The sequence below is a fragment of the Psychromonas sp. KJ10-2 genome (assembly GCF_047323255.1).
Lineage (GTDB): Bacteria > Pseudomonadota > Gammaproteobacteria > Enterobacterales > Psychromonadaceae > Psychromonas.
Genome location: NZ_CP178827.1, coordinates 2,088,517 through 2,107,407, shown reverse-complemented (window position 1 = coordinate 2,107,407; position 18,891 = coordinate 2,088,517). Strand labels below are relative to the sequence as shown.

The following is an 18,891-nucleotide window of genomic DNA, read 5'->3' as shown; positions in this document are numbered from 1 at the left end:
CCCTTTAAAGCTAAAAATAATTGGAGTTGATTTTGTTTACCTTTTTATTGTTCTGGAATCTGCTAAAAGGGGCAATTTTTCCATGCAAATATAATGATCTTGCTCTCATTAGGGCGTTATTTAGGTTCATAAAGTAGATCTGTACATCATTTTAAATGACAAATAGAAGGGTATTTGTATGTTTATTTGGGTGGGTTTTGATACTTTTAGTTTAATTTTTCGCCTAGGTTAGGTTGCTTTGTGTTGTTTTTATAAAAAGAAGACTTATCACGTAAACTGCTTAATTTTAAATTTAATTTATATAATTCAATTGCTTATAGTTTTGTTTGTTAGGTTCTTATTACTTTCAATTTCTTGCTTAATATTTTCAAGTAATTATTTTTATTTATAGTTTTGTATGAGTAATTGTGAGGGGGTTAAAATTTTTATGGATGTCGATTTCTCTCATGGCTAAACGTTTATACAAAATAATCAGTGCTTTTTGTTAACGTTAATTTGAGAAGAAAAGTGAATGCTCTTCTCTTTTCATAAAGCTGAACGGATCAAAACTCGCGACGCTAATTGTTGGTGGGAGATGTTGTTTTTTGAAATATAGCTTGTTCATTGGTAAACAATGGTGGTTCGAGAAAAGGTTAGAATAAAAGCGAAAAAGGCGCACGGCCAAATTAATGATAGTACGCCTTTAATATTATATTGAGCCGCGCTTAGCGCATTGTCACAAACTCTTCAGAGCCGGTTGGGTGAATTGCTACCACACTATCAAAATCAGCTTTGGTTGCGCCCATTTTTATGGCTACGCCAAAACCTTGAATCATTTCATCAACAGTAAAGCCGATACCGTGTAGGCCGACAACAACTTCATTATCCCCAGCGCAAATTAATTTCATTTTACATGGTTGGCGGTGTTTTGTTACGGCAGTATACATAGACGTGAAACCAGACTGATAAACCTTAACGTTTTTCTCGCCGTATTGTTCAATCGCTTCAGGCTCAGTTAAACCAATGGTACCAATGGGTGGGTGACTGAATACAACAGTTGGAATTAAGTTGTAATCCATTTTTGCTTCAGGTTTATTGTTAAATAAACGCTCAGATAACTGACGACCCGCTTTAACAGCTACAGGCGTTAGCTCTACACCGTTCTCCATAATATCGCCAACACAGTAAATGCCTGGGATATTGGTTTCTTGGTACTCATCAACCTTGATATAACCTGCATCGTTAGTTTCAACACCGGTTGCTGCTAAGTTGATCTGGTCTGTTGTTGGGTGACGACCAATTGCCCAAATTAACGTATCAACATTGTGGCTTTGACCATTTTCTAAGTGCAAAGTAATAGAGCCATCATCTTCTTTAGTCACTTCTTTGGGCGTAGAATGTGTATGTAAAGTTGGGCCTTCAGCTGCCATCACTTCTACTAAGGTTTCAACGATTAAAGGATCAAAGCTACGTAAAGGTGATTCTTTACGTACAAATAGGTGTGTTTCAGTACCTAATGCGCTTAACACACCTGCAATTTCTACAGCAATATAACCAGCACCGACGATAGCAACACGTTTTGGTTGCTCAACAATGTCGAAGAAACCATTCGAATCGATGCCTAATTCTGCTCCTGGAATATTAGGAATAGTAGGGCGGCCACCTGTTGCGATAGTGATGTGTTTTGCTGTGTATTGCTTTCCATCGACTTCAACGGTGTTTTTATCTACAAAGGTAGCAAAACCTTTGATGACTTCTACTTTATTGTTACCTAGTACGCGGTCATAAGACTCATGAATACGACCAATATAAGCTTGGCGGTTTTCAACCATTTTTGCCCAGCTAAAACCTTTTACATCTAAATCGAAACCGTAATCTTCAGAGTAAAGGTTAATTGCTTCAGCAACTTGTGCACCATGCCACATCACTTTTTTAGGCACACAGCCTACATTGACACAAGTACCACCTAAATCTTTAGCTTCGATAATGGCAACTTTTGCACCATGCATTGAAGCGCGATTTGCAGAAGCGATACCGCCACTACCACCACCGATACAGATGTAATCAAAATCAAATTGTTTGTCGCTCATGGAGACCTCATTTTTATTCTGGAAAATTAAACAGCTAATGCTCTGTTTTCTTAGTTGTTAAGTTACAGCATTGCTTGTACAAACCCTAGAGTTTGAATGGAGTTTTTTGATTGTTGTGGATAAATACAGTCACATCAATTCACCTACCATCTTACGCTATCAAGATAAGAATAGGATCGTTCTGCCTTGGAGATGATAAATTTTTAATGTGTTGAAACCAGATACGTTATCAAAAATCTATTTGTTATCAATGATATGTAGATTGTAAGAGGGAGGAGGAAAGGAGAGATAACAGCTATCAACCAGTCAGATTGATAGCTGTTTTTAAATTTTATTTAATTAAAGCCTATTGAGTCACTGTTTTATAAGCCCAAGTTAACCATGGCATTAATGCTTCTAAATCAGCTTGTTCAACTGTGCTACCACACCAAATACGTAAACCGCTTGGCGCATCTTTGTATGCGCCAATATCAAAGGCAACATTTTCAGATGCTAATAGTTTAATGAATTGTTTTAGCTGTTCGGCAGACAAATCAACAGATAGGCACACACTAGTATTAGAACGAATACTCTCTTTTTCTGCTAAGAAATTAATCCACTCATTGTTTTCAACAAACTCAGATAATACCGCTAAGTTTTGTTGTGATTTATTAATACAAGCCTCAACACCACCAATTGAACGTACCCAATCTAATGCATCTTGGTAATCCGCTACACATAACATTGACGGTGTATTAATGGTTGCGCCAGAGAAAATACCCTCTATTAATTTACTACCCGCGGTTAAACGGAATATTTTAGGTAACGGCCATGATGGAGTATAACTTTCTAAACGTTCAACCGCGCGAGGGCTTAAGATGATCACACCATGACCACCTTCACCACCTAATACTTTCTGCCAGCTAAACGTCGTGACATCTAACTTTTCCCATGGCATTGGCATAGCAAATACAGCTGAAGTTGCATCACAAATGGTTAAGCCTTCGCGGTCATCACTGATAAAATCTGCATTTTCTACTTTTACACCAGAAGTGGTGCCGTTCCATGTAAAGATACAATCATTTTTCGGGTCCACTAAACTCATGTCAGGTAGTTGGCCATAGTCAGCTTTAATCTCATTGACATTGTCTAGTTTTAATTGCTTAGTAATATCGGCAAACCAACCTTGACCAAATGACTCCCAGTAACAGATATCCACAGCGCGAGGCCCAAGCATTGACCACATGATCATCTCCATCGCACCCGTATCTGATGCTGGAACAATACCCACTCGGTAGCCTTCAGGTAGCTTTAAAATCTCAGCGGTATCATTAATCACTTTCTGCAACGCATTTTTACCTACATCGGAACGGTGAGAACGACCTAAGGTTGTTTGATTTAGGCTTGATAAATCATAACCAGGGCGTTTTGCACATGGCCCAGAAGAGAAGTTTGGAATAGTAGGTTTGTTGCTAGGTTGCTCGGTGGTCATTCGTTCAGGTCCTTTTAAAAAACAATTACTTGATATGGCGTAATAGCACGCTAAAAAATCAAGAGTATTATTAAGCTGATGTAGAACACAAAAAATAATGTTATTTCGCTATGCTGTACAGTCTTATTTTTATTTTTTCATATTGAAAAAGGGGGCAGAAGTGCGTTGTTTAATGGAAGCATGGAATAAAAACGAAGCGTTTATAAAAAATTGGTTAATTAAACAAACTGGGGATCCAGATAAAGCCAAAGATCTCCTTCAAGATCTATTTATAAAAGCGATGCAACATAAAACGACATTTTGCACCACGCAAGATGCTAAAAGTTGGTTATTCAAAGTAGCTAAAAATGCTTTGATTGATGATTATAGAAAATCCAAATGGCCGTTCACCGAATTACCCGATGAGATTGAAGATCCTACTAATACCGAGCTGGAAGTTCCATTAACGGATTTACAAAAATGTATGGTTCGAGTACTGATAGAGCTGAATACAGATGATAAAGAAATCATCGAATATTGCGATATACAAGGCATACCTCAGCAAGCATATGCTCAGTTAAAACAACTCTCTCTAAGTGCAACTAAATCTAGATTACAAAGAGCACGTAAAAAACTACGTCAGCAAATGGTAACCGCTTGTCAGGTTAAATTTAAAGATAACAAAGTCTGTTGTTTCACCCCTCGAAAATAAATGTTAAATAATATGCATCTTTTTGCTTCTCCTTACGTGTTAAAGGTATAGACACAAAAATTGGAGAAGCATTATGTTAGTTTGGTTCACTTATCTTGCAGATTGGGTTACCTATTCCTTGCTGGGATTTACCACTGATGCACCTTATACAGAAGGTGTACATTTCTTTATAGAAGACACCAGTAAAATTCTCGTGCTGTTATTGGTATTGATCTATCTTATCGCCATTATCAGAGCCACACTTAATCCAGAAAAGGTCCGTTATTACTTACAAGGAAAGAATCGTTTTATCGGTTATTTGCTGGGTTCTTTTTTGGTGCTGTAACACCTTTTTGTTCATGCAGTTCTATTCCGCTATTTATGGGCTTTGTTTCCGCGCGCATTCCGCTGGGTGTGACCATTACTTTTTTACTGACTTCCCCTTAATTAATGAAGTGGTTGTGATCATGCTGAGCTCACTTCTAGGGCTTAAATTTACGATTATTTATATTGGCATTGGTTTGTCTTTAGGGGTCTTAGCTGGATTTTTGATAGATCTCATCAAAGGTGAGCGTCTTCTGGTCGGCTTTCTTGCCAAACAATACTTACAACAGGATGTGAATGCGAAGGTTGAATACACAAATAAATCCATGACTTTAAAAGAACGTCATACCTTCGCAAAAACCGAAGCCTTAACTATTTTCAAACGTATTTGGAAGTGGGTGATTATTGGTGTAGGCACTGGCGCCTTAATCCATGGAGCCATTCCTGCAGAGTGGTTTGGTGAGCACTTAGGAGAAAAACAATGGTGGTCAGTGCCACTTGCTACCGTGTTAGCTATTCCAATGTACATCAATGCAACCGCCATCGTTCCTATTCTTGAGAGCTTGTTATTAAAAGGCGTGCCATTAGGAACAACATTGGCATTTTGTATGAGCTCTGTGGCGGTCAGTTTGCCAGAATTTATGATGCTCAAACAGGTAATGAGTAAACGTTTATTACTGCTCATTGCAGGTTATTTGTTGATAGCGCTGAGCTTATTAGGTTGGTCATTTAATGCGATTAATATTTAAAGGAGATGAAAATGAAAAAAGTTAATGTGTACGGTTCAGGTTGTAAAAATTGTACTAATACCATCGAGATAATCGAAAAAACAGCCAAAGCGCTGAACATAGAAGTAACGGTAGAGAAGATCACTGATCTGCAAGCGATGATGGAAGCAGGAGTGATGAGTACACCTGCTGTTTCTATTGATGGTCAATTAGTGCATGCTGGCTCAGTACCTGATGCTGAGGAGGTAGCGCGTTTATTGAGCTAAAATGCGCTATTTTGCTATCTAATCTAATAAGATCTTGTTTATTTGATTACTTTGCAATCAGTTGTTTGAGTTTGTTAAAAAAGCGCTTTACTTTAATTTTTGCTTAGGTATTATGCGTTTCGTCTGCAGGGGTGTAGTTCCAACGGCAGAACGACGGATTCCAAATCCGTATGTTGGGAGTTCGAATCTCTCCACCCCTGCCACATTTAGATGAAGCCTCAGCAATTTATTGTTGAGGCTTTGTTGTTTCTACTGCTATAAAAACTTTAATTACCTACGCCACCTCTACATTACTCTTTTTACTCTTTTGTGAGTTCAGTTTTCTTTCTATGCCTTGTTCTTTAGATTAAATATAAAAACGAATATTGATAATTTGAACTTTATTATACCTCTTCGGTTACTGGAGACCGTAAATTTACATAGTACTTAGGCTAGTAATAGTTGGGCTAAGTGGCTTTATGGCAGTTGCTAATATAGAGGGAGATAATGTTGTCATGCTCTTATTCTGGCAGGCTTTCGAGCTCATTGCGAGTTAGAAGGGATATCATGGTTCCTTATTTTTAAAGTCCGCTATGAGCCCATTGCGGACATTAAATAAGTTGGTGTTCTGGCTCGCTAAGGGGCACAAAGCGACTTAGAAAAATCATAACTTTCAGCTATAAATAGCAAAAGGCAAGACTTGACCTCATGCCTTTCGGTTATTTTAGCGTGTCGGTTTCTTTTTTAATGCCATCTGCAATCAGTTGCTCTTCCCGTTGTGGGCAAAATGGCATACAGAAGTCATCAACATCACGAAACATTTCTACTAAGTCACTCATATGCCCACCTAGTTGTGCTTTCAAATCGTTCTTAGTCGAAAGATCTGATCGTTAGGTGGGCATTCAGTTCAATTCTTATCCAGAATTCAGGTTAAATATTAAAATAAGGCTAAATTAAAAATTTAAATTTTCAATAAAGATAATTTTATTCAGTAAAACTTAAGAATTTTTGTTCATAATAAGATAATTAAATAGTGCAGGTAATTACAATGAAATTACTCTTAGTTGAAGACTCTGAATCACTTAGAAATAGCCTAAAAGTGGGCTTAGGAAATTTAGGTTTTACTGTTGATGCAACTGGTGATGGAGCTGAGGGGTTAACCATGGCGACAATGGGAAATTATGATCTTATGATTTTAGACCTTATGTTGCCTAGTGTTGATGGTTTAACGGTATTAAAAACAATTAGGCGTAAAAAAGTGAATTAAAAGTGCTTATTCTATCAGCTAAGGGCGAAACGGAAGATCGAATTGAAGGCTTAGTCTCTGGCGCTGATGATTATCTAGCGAAACCTTTCTCTTTTGATGAGTTGCACGTTCGTTTACAAACTCTATCTAGAAGGGGCGCTTTGCTAATAGATGAGAATATTATTGAGGTTAATGATTTTATTTTAAATACTCAATTATTTACTCTTTCATTCCATGGTAAAAATATTAATTTAACGCCAAATGAATATAAGTTAATTGAGTGTATTTTTAAGCAAAGAAAACTGGTTTTTCTCCAGAAAAATTGAGTGAGTACCTGGCTGGGCAATATGATTCTATATCTAAAAATACAATAGAGGCTCATTTATCCTCAGCGAGAAAAAAAGCAAAAGCAGCAGGAGGAATATTACCAATTATTAATAAACGTGGTTTTGGTTATATGGTTGATCAAACTTTATGATGTCTATCAGAAATAATTTAGTTAAAAGCCTATCGATTTCACTTTCGCTTGTTTTTGCTTTAGTGATGTTAATTATAGATGTCGTACTCGATAATTGGGTAGATAAAGAATTTGAACAGTCACTTATGAGTAAAGCTTCATTATTAGTTGCTTTAGTGTCAGAGGATGAGCGCGGTGTTGAGTTTGAATTTTCTGGTGAGTTTATGCCTGAGTTTGAGAGGCAAAATAACGCGGAATATTTTCAATTATGGATAGGTGATGAAGTCTATGAAAAATCAGATTCATTAGGTTTTCAATTAAATAATAGTTTGCCTTTTGTTCCTTTATTGGAAGGTAAAAAGAAAATTATTGAGACTCACTTACCCGATGGGCGGGACGGGTTAATTATTTATTACTCTTTTAAGGCACAAGTTGATACTGCCAAAAGATCTGGGTTTTACACACATTTAAAAGAGGATGGTGTAACTCAACCTATAATGCTCTTAGCTTATGCTTCTTCTACAGAAGATACTGAGGGGATACTAGTTTTTCTAGACTTTTTATTTGTTCTGGCGACGTTTATTGTTGTTTTTTTAGTTGTATATGTGGTGAGGAATAAGGTTGATCTAGGGTTAATTCCACTAAATGAATTAAATCATGAACTTAAAAAAATTAAAATAAGCGATGAAAATTTAAAGCTATCAAATAAAAACTTGTCGCTAGAATTAGTGCCTTTTATAGATAGTATTAATAGCTTTATTGATCAGAATAAAACGTTATATGAAAAAGAAAAGCGGTTAACTTCAGACATTGCACATGAATTAAAAACCCCTATTACAGAGTTGATTAACCTTACTGAAGTTGTTATTAAATTCCCTCAAGATAAAATATCCAAAGCTGATTACCCACAGCAAGTGTTAGGTATTTCTTGGCGCTTAAAAAATGTTATCTCAAATCTTTTATTGTTAAATAAGTTATCTGGTAATGGACTTCCTAAGGATGATATTTTTGATTATCAACAAATTATTCATGCACTTTATGCTTCTTATGAAAATCGCATCATTTTGAATTTTCAAACTGAGCTTCCTCCTTTAGAAAATAATTTATTTGCAGTAGAAACCGTTTTGAAAAACTTAATCAATAATGCTATTCAATATAGCCCTGAGGAGTCTGTGATATTGCTTACTTTAGAGTCAGTGGGCGAGTTACCTCATGTTTCAATCTCTAATGAAGTATCTGAAGTATCTGAAGTATTATCTGTTGAAGATTTAGAGAATATGTTTGAACCTATGTGGCAAAAAGATACTTCTCGTAGCTCTAGTGAAAATTTTGGCCTCGGGGTTGGCCATTGTTGCTTCTCTTTGTGATGCCATTGATGCAGACATTAAAGTTACATTAACTCAAAAAAAGATTACGTTTGATGTGTTATTTAACTAGCCACTAGATAGCGGTATTTTACTTATCTATATTAAACATTCAGTTTATATTAAGTGAACCTTAAGTCTTACATGAAATAGTGTTTCCTATCTTAACTTAGGAAACTTTATATGATCTTACATACCTCTAATGATACCAAGCAGAAAAATACAGGGGCTTGCTCTATTGTTGTCCCAATTTATAACGAAGAAAATGTAATTCCCCAATTCCATTCCAGATTAAATCGTGTTGTAAAGTTGTTGGATATGCAAGTCCATGTTATTTATGTGAATGATGGAAGCTATGATAACAGTACTCAAATTATTGAAAAATTAACCAATTTAGAATACGACTTTACATTAATTAATTTAAGTCGAAACTTTGGTAAAGAAGCTGCTATGTCAGCTGGGTTAAGTAAAGCAGATGGTGATTTCACTATTATTCTTGATGTAGATCTGCAAGATCCACCTGAGTTGATTCCTTCTATGACTGATAAATGGAGAGAGGGGGCGGATATTGTTTGCATGCAGCGTAATAAAAGATATGGGGAGTCATGGTTTAAAAAAGTATCTGCCTTTTTGTTTTATAAAATAATTAATCGTTTAGCTGATTGCGATATTCCAGAAAACGTTGGCGACTTTAGGTTGTTAGATAAAAAAGTAGTGAGGGAGTTAATTCAATTACGAGAAAAAATATATACATGAAAGGCTTATTAGCCTGGCGGGGTTTAATCAAGTTATTTTAAGTTTTGATAGAGATCAGCGGTTCAGCGGAGAGTCAAAATGGCCGTTACAGAAATTACTTGCTTTGGCGATGGATGGTATAACTTCGTTTAGTACAAAACCATTACAAATAGCGACCTACCTTGGGGCTGCAATTGCTAGTGGGTCATTCTTTTATGCTGTTTTTACTGTTTTAAAAACATTCATCTTAGGTGAAACGGTGACAGGGTTCCCTACCATTATTGTTGCTATTACTGGGTTAGGGGGAGTGCAGTTACTGTCGATTGGATTAATAGGTGCATATGTAGGGAGAATTTATAACGAGGTTAAGAATCGACCTCGATTTATTGTTGCGTCTGAAGTGAATAAAGCAGCAGCAGAAACGAGTAAGGTCATTTCAATCTCATGCTCTCGAAAGGAGGTCATATAATGCAGAAGTTACCTATCCGCATTACCATTTTTATCTCCGTTATCATGCTTATTCGATTAGTTTCACTCCAATTATATCCTTTAATGGATACCACAGAGGCCAGGTATGGCGAAATGGCTCGTTTGATGGTGGAAACCAATAATTGGATCACTCCTTTATTTAACTATGATGTGCCTTTTGGGGTAAGCCTCCTATGCAGACTTGGGTAAGTGCCTTATCAGGAAAAATATTAGGAATAAGTGAGTTTTCATTACGTTTTCCTCATTTTATCAGCGGCATATTAACCATCTTTATTGTTGGGTATTTTGCTTATAGAAAACGTATGTCACCATTACTGAGTATGTTTGTTTTACTTACTTGCGCTGGATTTTATATCGCAAGTGGTGCGATTATGACTGATTCATTGTTAACACTTTCAATGACCTTGTCTATGTTTGGTTTTTATTTTGGATGGCAAAACCATAGTAAAAAATATGCCTATTTAGGATTCGTTGGAATAGGTCTTGGGCTATTGATTAAAGGGCCACTTATTATTGTGTTGATTGGCCTATCTATTCTCCCTTGGATCATTATTAATTATGGAGTGTTAGAAGGTGCGAAACAATTTTGGTTGCGTATTCCCATTTTTTCAGGGTTATTACTATCGTTAATAATTGCTGGTCCATGGTATATAGTTGCAGAACAAATAACGCCAGGTTTTCTTCATTACTTCTTAGTTGGTGAGCATTGGTATCGATTTACTGTTAGTGGTTGGAATGGAGACCTTTATGGTAATGCACATGACGAGCCTAGAGGAATGATCTGGTTGTTTTGGCTATACACGGCATTTCCTTGGTCTTTGGTTCTCTTATATCGACTAATCAAAAGCTCAAAACAGAGAATGCTTTTTACAGATAGTGAAAGTAAAAACTGGCATACTTTTTTGCTCTGCTGGTTAATTTCTCCCATGTTACTATTTACATTTTCGGGCAATATTTTACCTATGTATGTATTACCTGGTTTACCTGCATTGGCTTTGTTATTAACTTCGAGAAAGCAAACATTGAGTAGAGGTGAAATATCCATTGGTTGTTTTGCACCTGTTGTTGTCGTCTGCTTACTAATATTTGGAAAACCAATCTTTGAAGCAAAAAGTGATGCTGTTTTAATAGAAGCAACAAATAAAAAATTACCAGTCTATTATATTAATAACTACAGTTTTTCTGGAAGATTTTACACCCAAGGACAAGCTAAAATCTGGAGGGAAGAGAATCAAAAAACTACGTTACCCTATTACATTGTGACAGCTGATAATCAAATCAAAAATAATATGAAAATATTAAATAACTGCAGTTTCAAAACTAAAAATAGAAAGCGCTCTCTGTATTTTTGTTCGAATAACCACAATGAATAAAAAACTCTGCTTTGTATTGATAGGCGGGGTGGCATTTTGTATTGATATCGGCGTATTTAGCATCTTATTTAGTTTATATGGAATTAATATTTATATTGCTCGTATTATAGCTTTTATTGTTGCTGTTTGTGTTACTTGGTATGGAAATCGTTGTTTTACCTTTAAAGGACGAAATGTGCTGCCCGTAGGCAAACAGATTAGTAGGGCCTTTTTTAGCGCCACGTTATCATTGCTTCCTAATATGATTGTTTTTATTTTGTTAACTATTATTCATATCTGCCTTTATCAACTCTTATCGCTTTTATTCTGGGGACGCTAGCAGGTACGGTAAGTAATTTTATATTAAGTGATAAATATATTTATAAATAACATTAAGAAAGCATCGGAACCTAGAAATATTATCTATGATACTTGTTAAGTATTTATTAATTCGTGTTAGTAGGGAGTTTCTAAAAGGGTGAGCCAGATATTGTTGTAATTGAATTTGGTGAATATAGTTTGCAGCTATCAAAACCTGCCATAGGCAGGTTTTGATAGCTGAGTAGTCATCGCTTTCTATAATTTGCTTAGCTTAAACTCATCAATACGGACTTCTGTTTGTTTACCAATATCACCTGATGGATCGATTTGTGATGGATCCGTAATATGCAGTTTTGCATAGATGGTGACAGAGACATTTGCGCCGGAATTAAAGTTAACCATGGTTTGTTTGAAGCGTTTTTTTACTGCACCTTGCGGGGCATTGGCTAACTCTGAAACGTGTACTGTTTTGCTAGCCAGTGAATTACCTGTCATGCCTTCTACACCAAATATTAACTCGCTGATTGAGTCATCGCCTTTTTTATCATTGTAATACAATGATAGTTGGTAATCGGTATTAGGTTGAAGTCCGTTCACTTGCTGAGTTAAACCAGGCTGTGCAGTAAAGTCATCGGTAGCATTAATGAAACGTAGACGTGATGAACCTTCAGCGTCAAATGCAGTATCTTTTGAGCTACCCGCATCGCCTAAGCCTGCATTTTTATTGGCGCTTTTTTCCATACATCACTCTTACCACTGTTACTTCTAAACTCAGTTAGCTGTGGGTCGGCAATGAGATTATCTCCAGATGCTACAGCGACTACAGTACTCGCATTATTTGATGCAGTTGAAGTCGTTTGTGCTGTATTGGCACAACCCGTTAATAGTGCCGCGATAGTTAATCCTAAGTATATCTTTTTCATATCTTACCCCTAAACCTATATTTATTAATGGTGTAGATACTTTATAGTGCTATTGTATTATTTTATGTGATTGTTTGAACATTTTGCTAATGGTGTGCATAAAAGCGCTTCTGGATTGTGCTTTCTGTGATATCGGTTGGTTGAAAGATTGTTAATAATAAATGCTAAACATTACTGTGCTAACACTATCTACCTATTAGGGAATGTAAAAATAATTTTTTATAGATAAGCTGATTATGCAAGATGAACTCATTCGTTTTAGTGTTGCTGTCGAAGGTAAGGACAACAATGAAGTACCTTTCAGTGCTGTGTATATTTTTGATTAGTAGAAATTAAGTTACTAAGGAATTATAAAGCCTTGGTAACTTAATTCGTGAAAGTCAGTTAAAGCTTCACGCCGCAGCCTTTCAAAATTACATGCGTGACTAATTCGATGCCTTTTTCAAAATCGTCATCTGATAGCTGTTCTTTTTTCATTAAAATACTAATTTGTAAACCATGATCAGCATAAGCTTGAGTACTGGACCAGAGCATAAATAACATATGCTCTGGATCTATTGGATCTAGCCAGCCTTTTTCTTGCCATGCTCGAAATACGTCACAGGTTTGTTCAAACTGATCTCTTAATTCGTTTTGCAATGGTTCTCGTAGGTAGTGTGCTCCATGCAGTACTTCCGCGGCAAAAATGCGAGAAGCATTGGGATGCTGTCGAGATTGGGTTATTTTGTTCACTATGTATTTAGGAAGTGCTTCACCTGGGTGTTGATCGGCACTCATTTCGTTCATGTGCTGCATCCATAATACTAATAAGCGGTTAATGACCTCTTTGTATAAACCTTCTTTGGTTTTAAAGTAATAAAGTACGTTGGCTTTCGGTAAATTAACCGCTTCAGCAATGCTAGCTACTGTTGTTCCACGATAACCACGTTCTGCAAATACATGTTCTGCTGCATCTAAAATTTGTTGTTCATTACCTTGGCGTATATCAGCTAATGATCCACGAGGCGACTGGCTTTTTTCATTACTTTTTTCATAAATAAAGCATACTCTTTTAGCAATTTATACGAGTGATAAAAGCAGACTAAATTGTCTAATTTATTGATAATTATATTGTAAATTTTGGTGCTTATTGTCCATAGGTTAACAGATAATTGTGTTGCTGTATTCATGATAAAACTAGGTTTAAAAGCACCTCTGTAAACAACACCTACTTTTGAATTTCCATTTACTTCAGCACATTGCCCATGACAGATTTAATATATTGGTGATAAATAGCTATATTAAAAGAAGCCATTGTATTTTAATAATCCTGCTTCATCATTATTTTTATGTTGAAAGTTAATCTTGGTACACAGTATGCAATAGTATAACTTGACCATATGGTCAAAACAGGCTTGAATAACAGTTAATAACATATCATTAACTTTTTAAGTCTTGATATACAAAGGATTGCAACATTAAGAGAGGTTTACGTGATTCAGTTTTTAGTTAATAACGAAATGGTTCAATTGACACAGTTTGCGCCAAATTTGAGCATTTTGGACTGGTTACGCACCAATATGGAGAAAGTAGGCAGCAAAGAAGGCTGTGCCTCAGGTGATTGTGGTGCTTGTACTGTGGTGATTGGGGATCTTATTGATGGTCAATGGCAGTATAAAAGCATTAACGCTTGTTTAATGTTAGTGGGTAATTTGCACGGAAAGCATTTAATTACCGTAGAAGCACTCACGGCTAAAGCTAACCCGAGCTTAGAAGAGTTGCACCCAGTACAAAGAGCGATGGTGGAATGCCATGGTTCTCAATGTGGTTTTTGTACTCCTGGCTTTATTATGAGTTTGTTTGCCTTATACATGAATTATGCAAGCTATCCTGGAAAAGAAGCGGTTATTCAAGCTTTGGGTGGGAATTTGTGTCGTTGTACTGGATACCAACCTATCCTAGCTGCTGCTGAGAAGTGTTTTACTTATACAGATGAGTCAACACAAAATATCAGTAATAAAGATCATCGCTTTAGCCAACAAGTGAAAGCACTCACTCTCTCTTTAGAAAAAGATTTAGCATTAAATAGCATTCCTGCTATTGAGCATGGTGAACAATATTTTTATTTACCACAAAATTTAACGCAACTTTGCGAATTAAAAGCGGAGCACCCTGACGCTAAATTTGTAGCAGGTGCAACAGACTTGTCTGTAGAGTTTAGTCAACATTTAGCCTACAGCGAACAACTGATATCCGTACGTTATTGCCCAGAGTTAATGCAATTTACTCAAGATGAAACGGGTATACATATTGGGGCAGCTTTACCTTATAGCGAATTTGTGGATAGTTTTTGTGAAGTATATCCTGAAGCGCATGAACTGTTTGAGCGTATTGGGTCGTTACAAATTAGAAATGCAGGTTCACTGGGTGGCAGTATTGCCAATGCATCACCGATTGGAGACCCTGCGCCATTATTGATCGCACTGGATGCAAGCATTGAACTTCAAAGCACCCGCGGTACACGCACTATTCCATTGGCAGAGTTCTTTGTTGATTACCGTAAAACACAGTTAGCTAACGATGAAGTGATCGTGGCGATTCATGTCCCTCAGCGTTTATCTAATCAACAATTGAGTTGTCATAAAATATCAAAACGCATTGAAGATGATATTTCAGCAGTCTGTTTAGTACTAAGTTATCAGTTAACCGATCACACCATGCACGCGGTTAAATGTGCAATGGGTGGAATGGCCTCTACACCTGCATTAGCTCACCATATTGCTGAAGCCTTAAATGGAAAACTATTTAGTTTAGAGAATCTTCAGGCAGCCGCTCAAAAAATGGAAGAAGATTTTCAACCGTTATCTGATGTGCGAGCCACATCAGCTTATCGATTGCAAGTTAGTAAGAATTTGTTCGACCGAATTTGGTACCAAAGTGCTGGCAACATGATATTGAGTGTAAGCAGCACTGATATGAATAAATCGGTACCCGCTATTAAGACAAGGATTAATCATGCGTCACTTTAAAACAGACAAACCAACAGGGCAGAAAGGTAATGCCATCGGCCAATCTTTTATCCATGAAAGTGCGATTAAGCAAGTGATTGGTAAAGCGGTGTATGTTGATGATAAAGCTGAAGAAGTAAATAGTTTACACGCCTATCCTGTGGTCTCGACTATTGCGCACGGTAACATTGTTTCTATTGATACTACTTCGGCTTTTGCCGTGCAAGGTGTCGTCGATATTTTCAGTACCAAAGATATTCCAGGGACAAATGATATTGGACCTGTATTTTCGGGTGATATTTTATTAACAGATGAGTTAATTGAGTATCATGGTCAGCCGATTTTATTAGTCGTTGCAACCAGTTATAAAGCAGCAAGAATCGCTGCACGTAAAGTGGTTATCGAGTATCAAACCTTGGAGCCAATGTTAGACATCAAACAGGCGATAAAAGAACAGCATTGGGTTCGCCCACCCCATGCTTTAAACCGAGGTGATGCGAAACAAGCGATTGACAATGCACAACACAAGATTTCAGGTGATTTAGATATTGGTGGCCAAGAGCATTTTTATTTGGAAGGACAAGTCAGTATTGCGACTCCCACTGAAGAAGGTGGTATGTTTATTCAATGTTCAAGCCAGCACCCTAGTGAAGTACAGCATTTAGTCGCAAAAGTATTAAAACAACCTTTCAATTATGTAACGGTAGAAATGCGCCGTATGGGTGGTGGGTTTGGTGGTAAAGAAACACAGGCTGCACCTTGGACATGTTTGGCTGCACTAGCGGCTTTCCATACAGGCAAAACAGTTAAAATTCGTTTAGCCCGAAGTGATGATTTTAAGAGTACGGGTAAGCGCCATCCATTTTACAATACCTATCAGGTTGGTTTTGATCAGCAGGGATTAATTGAAGGCGTTGATATTAATATCAATGGTTACTGTGGATATTCTCCTGATTTGTCCGATGCGATCGTTGATCGTGCATTATTCCATGCTGATAACGCATACTATTATCCTAATGCACACATTAACGGTAATCGTTGTAAAACTAATACCGTTAGTCATACCGCATTCCGTGGTTTTGGTGGCCCGCAAGGGATGATCATGGCCGAACAGCTGGTGGATGACATTGCTTATTACTTGAAAAAAGATCCGCTTGAAATTCGTAAACTTAATTTATATAAACCAGGTCGTGATTTAACGCCATATAAACAAAAAGTAGAGCAATTTATTTTAAAAGATATGATTGCGCAAATGGAAGAAGAGGGTGATTACTGGGCTCGTAAAGAAGCAATTGCTGCCTTTAATAAAACCTCTCCGATTATTAAAAAAGGGTTGTCATTAACACCGGTTAAATTTGGTATCTCTTTCACCGTTCAGCATTTAAATCAAGCTGGCGCATTATTGGTGATCTATTCCGACGGTTCCGTACATGTAAACCATGGTGGCACTGAGATGGGACAAGGGCTTAACACTAAAATAGCTCAAATTGTTGCGCAGGCTTTCTCAATTGATATGGCGCATATTTTAGTGAATGCAACACGTACCGATAAAGTACCTAACACCTCGCCGACAGCAGCATCAAGTGGCACAGATTTAAATGGGATGGCCGCGTTAAATGCAGCAAATACCATTAAACAACGTCTTTTTGAATTTGCGGCTCAGCATTTTGATGTCAGCTTAGAGCAAATGCAATTAAGCGATAATCAATTAGTGCATGAAAAAGGGCAGATTAGCTTTGCTGAATTGATTAATTTAGCCTATCTCAATCGTATTTCGCTTTCTACTACCGGTTATTACGCAACGCCTGAAATCTATTATGACCGTGAGAAAGCAGAAGGGCATCCTTTCTTTTATTACGCTTATGGCTTGGCATTAAGTGAAGTCGAAATTGATATTTTAACGGGCGAAAATACAGTGACACGTACTGATATTTTGCATGATGTGGGTAGTCCCATTAACCCTGCCTTAGATATCGGTCAAATAGAAGGAGCATTTATTCAGGGAATGGGGTGGTTAACCACTGAAGATTTAAGCTGGAATGAACAAGGAGCATTAGCGAGTAACGCGCCTGCAACCTATAAAATACCGGCGATCGGTGATACGCCTGCGGTGTTTAATGTGAAGTTATATAACTCTCAGAACCCTGCGACGACAGTTTTTAAATCGAAAGCTGTTGGGGAACCTCCATTTATGTTGGGCATTAGTGTATGGAGTGCGATTCGTAACGCATTAGCCAGCATTACTGATTATCAATATGCACCGAGTTTAAATCCACCTGCTACGCCAGAAGCGGTTTTGGAGGCAGTACAAGCAGCACAACAGTGGAATAAAACAACCATGCAAACGACAACGAAAGAGACAAGCCATGCTTAATCAATCTACGCAAGGGTTACATGCTCATACTTGGTTGGAAGCGGCTACGGAATTAGAAGCTAGCGCAGCGACTTACGTTATTGTTACGCTGTTAGGCGCTGCAGGGTCTACACCCCGCGCCAGCGGTACGAAAATGGTGATCAGTGACGATAATATCTATGCCACCATTGGTGGTGGCCATCTTGAATTTAAAGCGATTGAACATGCGCGTACTTTAATTCAGCGAGGTGAAAGCTGCCAAGAAGTTGAAAACTTTCAGCTTAGGGCAAGTTTAGGCCAGTGTTGTGGTGGCCAAGTATTGGTGTTATTTGAAGTGTTTGCCAGTGATAAACTGCATTTGGATGTTTATGGCGCAGGGCATGTTGCCCATGCTTTAATACCCATTTTAGCGCAGTTACCGATCCAGATACGTTGGATAGATAGTCGAGCGGAACTGTTTCCTGAACAGATTCCAGCAAGCGTAAAGAAAGTCATAGATGATGAACCCGTTGCACAGGTAAAAGCGGCGGCTAACAACACCGCAACGCTGATTTTAACGCATAATCATCAATTAGATTTTGCGCTCTGCCAAGCGGTATTGAAACGTGATCAATCATTGTGGTTAGGGGTGATTGGCTCAGACACTAAAGCTAAAAAATTCCAATACCGTTTAATGCAAAGAGGTTTCTCTGAGCAACAGATCGATAGCATGACGTGCCCCGTTGGACTAAGTGAAGTGAGTGGCAAATTACCTATGGAAGTGGCGGTTTCTATTGCAGGCCAATTAGTCGCTTTGTACCAAAGCTTACAAGATGATAAACCTAAACAAAAAGGTAAACAGTGGAAAGAGTTACAAGATAACTTAGTTCATTTAAGTCCTTTGCAGAGCAAAAAATCCAAAACTGGATAGTAATAGCGCAGACATTAAAAAAACCATCCAAATGGTCGGTTTTGGTATGATATTAGCTTTGTAACACCTTAATATTGAAATTTAATTTTTGATTGAGCTGGGGTGATGTTTTCATAATCATTTAAAGGTTTATTAAACAATTAGTTACATCGCTGTGGTAGGTTTAATTAATTTACTAAAGCCAAGATATGTTTTATCAATCATCACGTACTGCACTATCAAGGTGCTTTATATGGGCGGTTGACTT

16 protein-coding genes, 1 tRNA gene and 3 pseudogenes are annotated in these 18,891 nt (G+C 37.3%); 14 read left to right on the top strand and 6 right to left on the bottom strand.

From position 1 onward, the window contains the following. Positions 1-704 precede the first annotated feature (704 nt). Positions 705-2,069, bottom strand: coding sequence for a glutathione-disulfide reductase (gene gorA / locus ACLKL2_RS10170; RefSeq protein WP_413691519.1), 1,365 nt, complete (start codon positions 2,067-2,069; stop codon positions 705-707). A gap of 346 nt (positions 2,070-2,415) precedes the next feature. Next, the gene (locus tag ACLKL2_RS10165) at positions 2,416-3,540 is read right to left on the bottom strand and encodes a phosphoserine transaminase (RefSeq protein ID WP_413691517.1); all 1,125 of its coding nucleotides are present in this window, start codon (positions 3,538-3,540) and stop codon (positions 2,416-2,418) included. Positions 3,541-3,700: 160 nt separating this feature from the next. Between ACLKL2_RS10165 and ACLKL2_RS10160 the strand changes: the two genes are divergently transcribed. From ACLKL2_RS10160 to ACLKL2_RS10145, 4 genes and pseudogenes are all read left to right on the top strand, one after another. After that, on the top strand, positions 3,701-4,231 hold the full coding sequence (locus tag ACLKL2_RS10160) for a sigma-70 family RNA polymerase sigma factor (protein WP_413691516.1): 531 nt from the start codon (positions 3,701-3,703) through the stop codon (positions 4,229-4,231). A gap of 73 nt (positions 4,232-4,304) precedes the next feature. Continuing rightward, positions 4,305-5,283 (top strand): annotated as a pseudogene (locus ACLKL2_RS10155) (permease). A gap of 11 nt (positions 5,284-5,294) precedes the next feature. Beyond that, complete coding sequence (locus tag ACLKL2_RS10150) at positions 5,295-5,528, top strand: thioredoxin family protein (RefSeq protein ID WP_413691515.1); 234 nt, start codon at positions 5,295-5,297, stop codon at positions 5,526-5,528. A gap of 127 nt (positions 5,529-5,655) precedes the next feature. Further along, positions 5,656-5,731 (top strand) — tRNA-Trp (locus ACLKL2_RS10145). A gap of 516 nt (positions 5,732-6,247) precedes the next feature. Here ACLKL2_RS10145 and ACLKL2_RS20260 read toward each other — a convergent pair. Continuing rightward, a pseudogene (locus ACLKL2_RS20260) lies at positions 6,248-6,346 on the bottom strand (IS982 family transposase); the annotation flags it as partial. A 209-nt stretch (positions 6,347-6,555) separates the two neighbouring features. Here ACLKL2_RS20260 and ACLKL2_RS10140 point away from each other — a divergent pair. From ACLKL2_RS10140 to ACLKL2_RS10110, 7 genes and pseudogenes are all read left to right on the top strand, one after another. Further along, positions 6,556-7,231 (top strand): annotated as a pseudogene (locus ACLKL2_RS10140) (response regulator transcription factor). After that, on the top strand, positions 7,228-8,577 hold the full coding sequence (locus ACLKL2_RS10135; RefSeq protein ID WP_413691513.1) for a sensor histidine kinase: 1,350 nt from the start codon (positions 7,228-7,230) through the stop codon (positions 8,575-8,577). The pseudogene ACLKL2_RS10140 and the gene ACLKL2_RS10135 overlap by 4 nt, the downstream one beginning before the upstream one ends. A gap of 180 nt (positions 8,578-8,757) precedes the next feature. Beyond that, positions 8,758-9,330 (top strand): glycosyltransferase family 2 protein, encoded by a 573-nt coding sequence (locus tag ACLKL2_RS10130; protein WP_413691511.1) that lies wholly within the window; start codon positions 8,758-8,760, stop codon positions 9,328-9,330. A gap of 109 nt (positions 9,331-9,439) precedes the next feature. Then, on the top strand, positions 9,440-9,778 hold the full coding sequence (locus ACLKL2_RS10125) for a hypothetical protein (RefSeq protein WP_413691510.1): 339 nt from the start codon (positions 9,440-9,442) through the stop codon (positions 9,776-9,778). Continuing rightward, on the top strand, positions 9,778-9,987 hold the full coding sequence (locus ACLKL2_RS10120) for a hypothetical protein (RefSeq protein WP_413691509.1): 210 nt from the start codon (positions 9,778-9,780) through the stop codon (positions 9,985-9,987). Before ACLKL2_RS10125 ends, ACLKL2_RS10120 begins: the two co-directional genes overlap by 1 nt. Further along, positions 9,972-11,171 (top strand): ArnT family glycosyltransferase, encoded by a 1,200-nt coding sequence (locus tag ACLKL2_RS10115; protein WP_413691508.1) that lies wholly within the window; start codon positions 9,972-9,974, stop codon positions 11,169-11,171. The genes ACLKL2_RS10120 and ACLKL2_RS10115 overlap by 16 nt, the downstream gene beginning before the upstream one ends. Next, complete coding sequence (locus ACLKL2_RS10110; protein WP_413691507.1) at positions 11,164-11,490, top strand: GtrA family protein; 327 nt, start codon at positions 11,164-11,166, stop codon at positions 11,488-11,490. The genes ACLKL2_RS10115 and ACLKL2_RS10110 overlap by 8 nt, the downstream gene beginning before the upstream one ends. Positions 11,491-11,726: 236 nt before the next feature. Here the strand turns inward: ACLKL2_RS10110 and ACLKL2_RS10105 are convergent, their stop codons facing one another. From ACLKL2_RS10105 to ACLKL2_RS10095, 3 genes are all read right to left on the bottom strand, one after another. Beyond that, positions 11,727-12,212, bottom strand: a complete 486-nt coding sequence (locus ACLKL2_RS10105; RefSeq protein WP_413691506.1) for a hypothetical protein — start codon at positions 12,210-12,212, stop codon at positions 11,727-11,729. Next, the gene (locus tag ACLKL2_RS10100) at positions 12,179-12,394 is read right to left on the bottom strand and encodes a lipoprotein (RefSeq protein WP_413691504.1); all 216 of its coding nucleotides are present in this window, start codon (positions 12,392-12,394) and stop codon (positions 12,179-12,181) included. The genes ACLKL2_RS10105 and ACLKL2_RS10100 overlap by 34 nt, the downstream gene beginning before the upstream one ends. 384 nt (positions 12,395-12,778) lie before the next feature. After that, complete coding sequence (locus ACLKL2_RS10095; RefSeq protein ID WP_413694298.1) at positions 12,779-13,354, bottom strand: TetR/AcrR family transcriptional regulator; 576 nt, start codon at positions 13,352-13,354, stop codon at positions 12,779-12,781. A 512-nt stretch (positions 13,355-13,866) separates the two neighbouring features. Between ACLKL2_RS10095 and xdhA the strand changes: the two genes are divergently transcribed. Genes xdhA through xdhC form a run of 3 tightly spaced genes read left to right on the top strand, consistent with a single transcriptional unit; the run spans position 13,867 to position 18,644 of the window. Then, entirely contained in the window at positions 13,867-15,402 is a 1,536-nt protein-coding gene (xdhA, locus tag ACLKL2_RS10090; RefSeq protein WP_413691503.1) for a xanthine dehydrogenase small subunit, read from the top strand. Beyond that, the gene (gene xdhB, locus ACLKL2_RS10085) at positions 15,389-17,755 is read left to right on the top strand and encodes a xanthine dehydrogenase molybdopterin binding subunit (RefSeq protein ID WP_413691502.1); all 2,367 of its coding nucleotides are present in this window, start codon (positions 15,389-15,391) and stop codon (positions 17,753-17,755) included. Before xdhA ends, xdhB begins: the two co-directional genes overlap by 14 nt. Beyond that, entirely contained in the window at positions 17,748-18,644 is an 897-nt protein-coding gene (gene xdhC / locus ACLKL2_RS10080) for a xanthine dehydrogenase accessory protein XdhC (protein WP_413691501.1), read from the top strand. The genes xdhB and xdhC overlap by 8 nt, the downstream gene beginning before the upstream one ends. Positions 18,645-18,891: the final 247 nt, after the last annotated feature.

Coding starts and splice junctions, on each gene's coding strand:
- ACLKL2_RS10130 (WP_413691511.1), top strand. CDS start 8,758: ATGATCTTACATACCTCTAATGATACCAAGCAGAAAAATACAGGGGCT.
- ACLKL2_RS10135 (WP_413691513.1), top strand. CDS start 7,228: ATGATGTCTATCAGAAATAATTTAGTTAAAAGCCTATCGATTTCACTT.
- ACLKL2_RS10165 (WP_413691517.1), bottom strand. CDS start 3,540: ATGACCACCGAGCAACCTAGCAACAAACCTACTATTCCAAACTTCTCT.
- ACLKL2_RS10125 (WP_413691510.1), top strand. CDS start 9,440: ATGGATGGTATAACTTCGTTTAGTACAAAACCATTACAAATAGCGACC.
- gorA (WP_413691519.1), bottom strand. CDS start 2,069: ATGAGCGACAAACAATTTGATTTTGATTACATCTGTATCGGTGGTGGT.
- ACLKL2_RS10105 (WP_413691506.1), bottom strand. CDS start 12,212: ATGGAAAAAAGCGCCAATAAAAATGCAGGCTTAGGCGATGCGGGTAGC.
- ACLKL2_RS10150 (WP_413691515.1), top strand. CDS start 5,295: ATGAAAAAAGTTAATGTGTACGGTTCAGGTTGTAAAAATTGTACTAAT.
- ACLKL2_RS10120 (WP_413691509.1), top strand. CDS start 9,778: ATGCAGAAGTTACCTATCCGCATTACCATTTTTATCTCCGTTATCATG.
- xdhB (WP_413691502.1), top strand. CDS start 15,389: ATGCGTCACTTTAAAACAGACAAACCAACAGGGCAGAAAGGTAATGCC.
- xdhC (WP_413691501.1), top strand. CDS start 17,748: ATGCTTAATCAATCTACGCAAGGGTTACATGCTCATACTTGGTTGGAA.
- ACLKL2_RS10110 (WP_413691507.1), top strand. CDS start 11,164: ATGAATAAAAAACTCTGCTTTGTATTGATAGGCGGGGTGGCATTTTGT.
- ACLKL2_RS10100 (WP_413691504.1), bottom strand. CDS start 12,394: ATGAAAAAGATATACTTAGGATTAACTATCGCGGCACTATTAACGGGT.
- ACLKL2_RS10115 (WP_413691508.1), top strand. CDS start 9,972: ATGCAGACTTGGGTAAGTGCCTTATCAGGAAAAATATTAGGAATAAGT.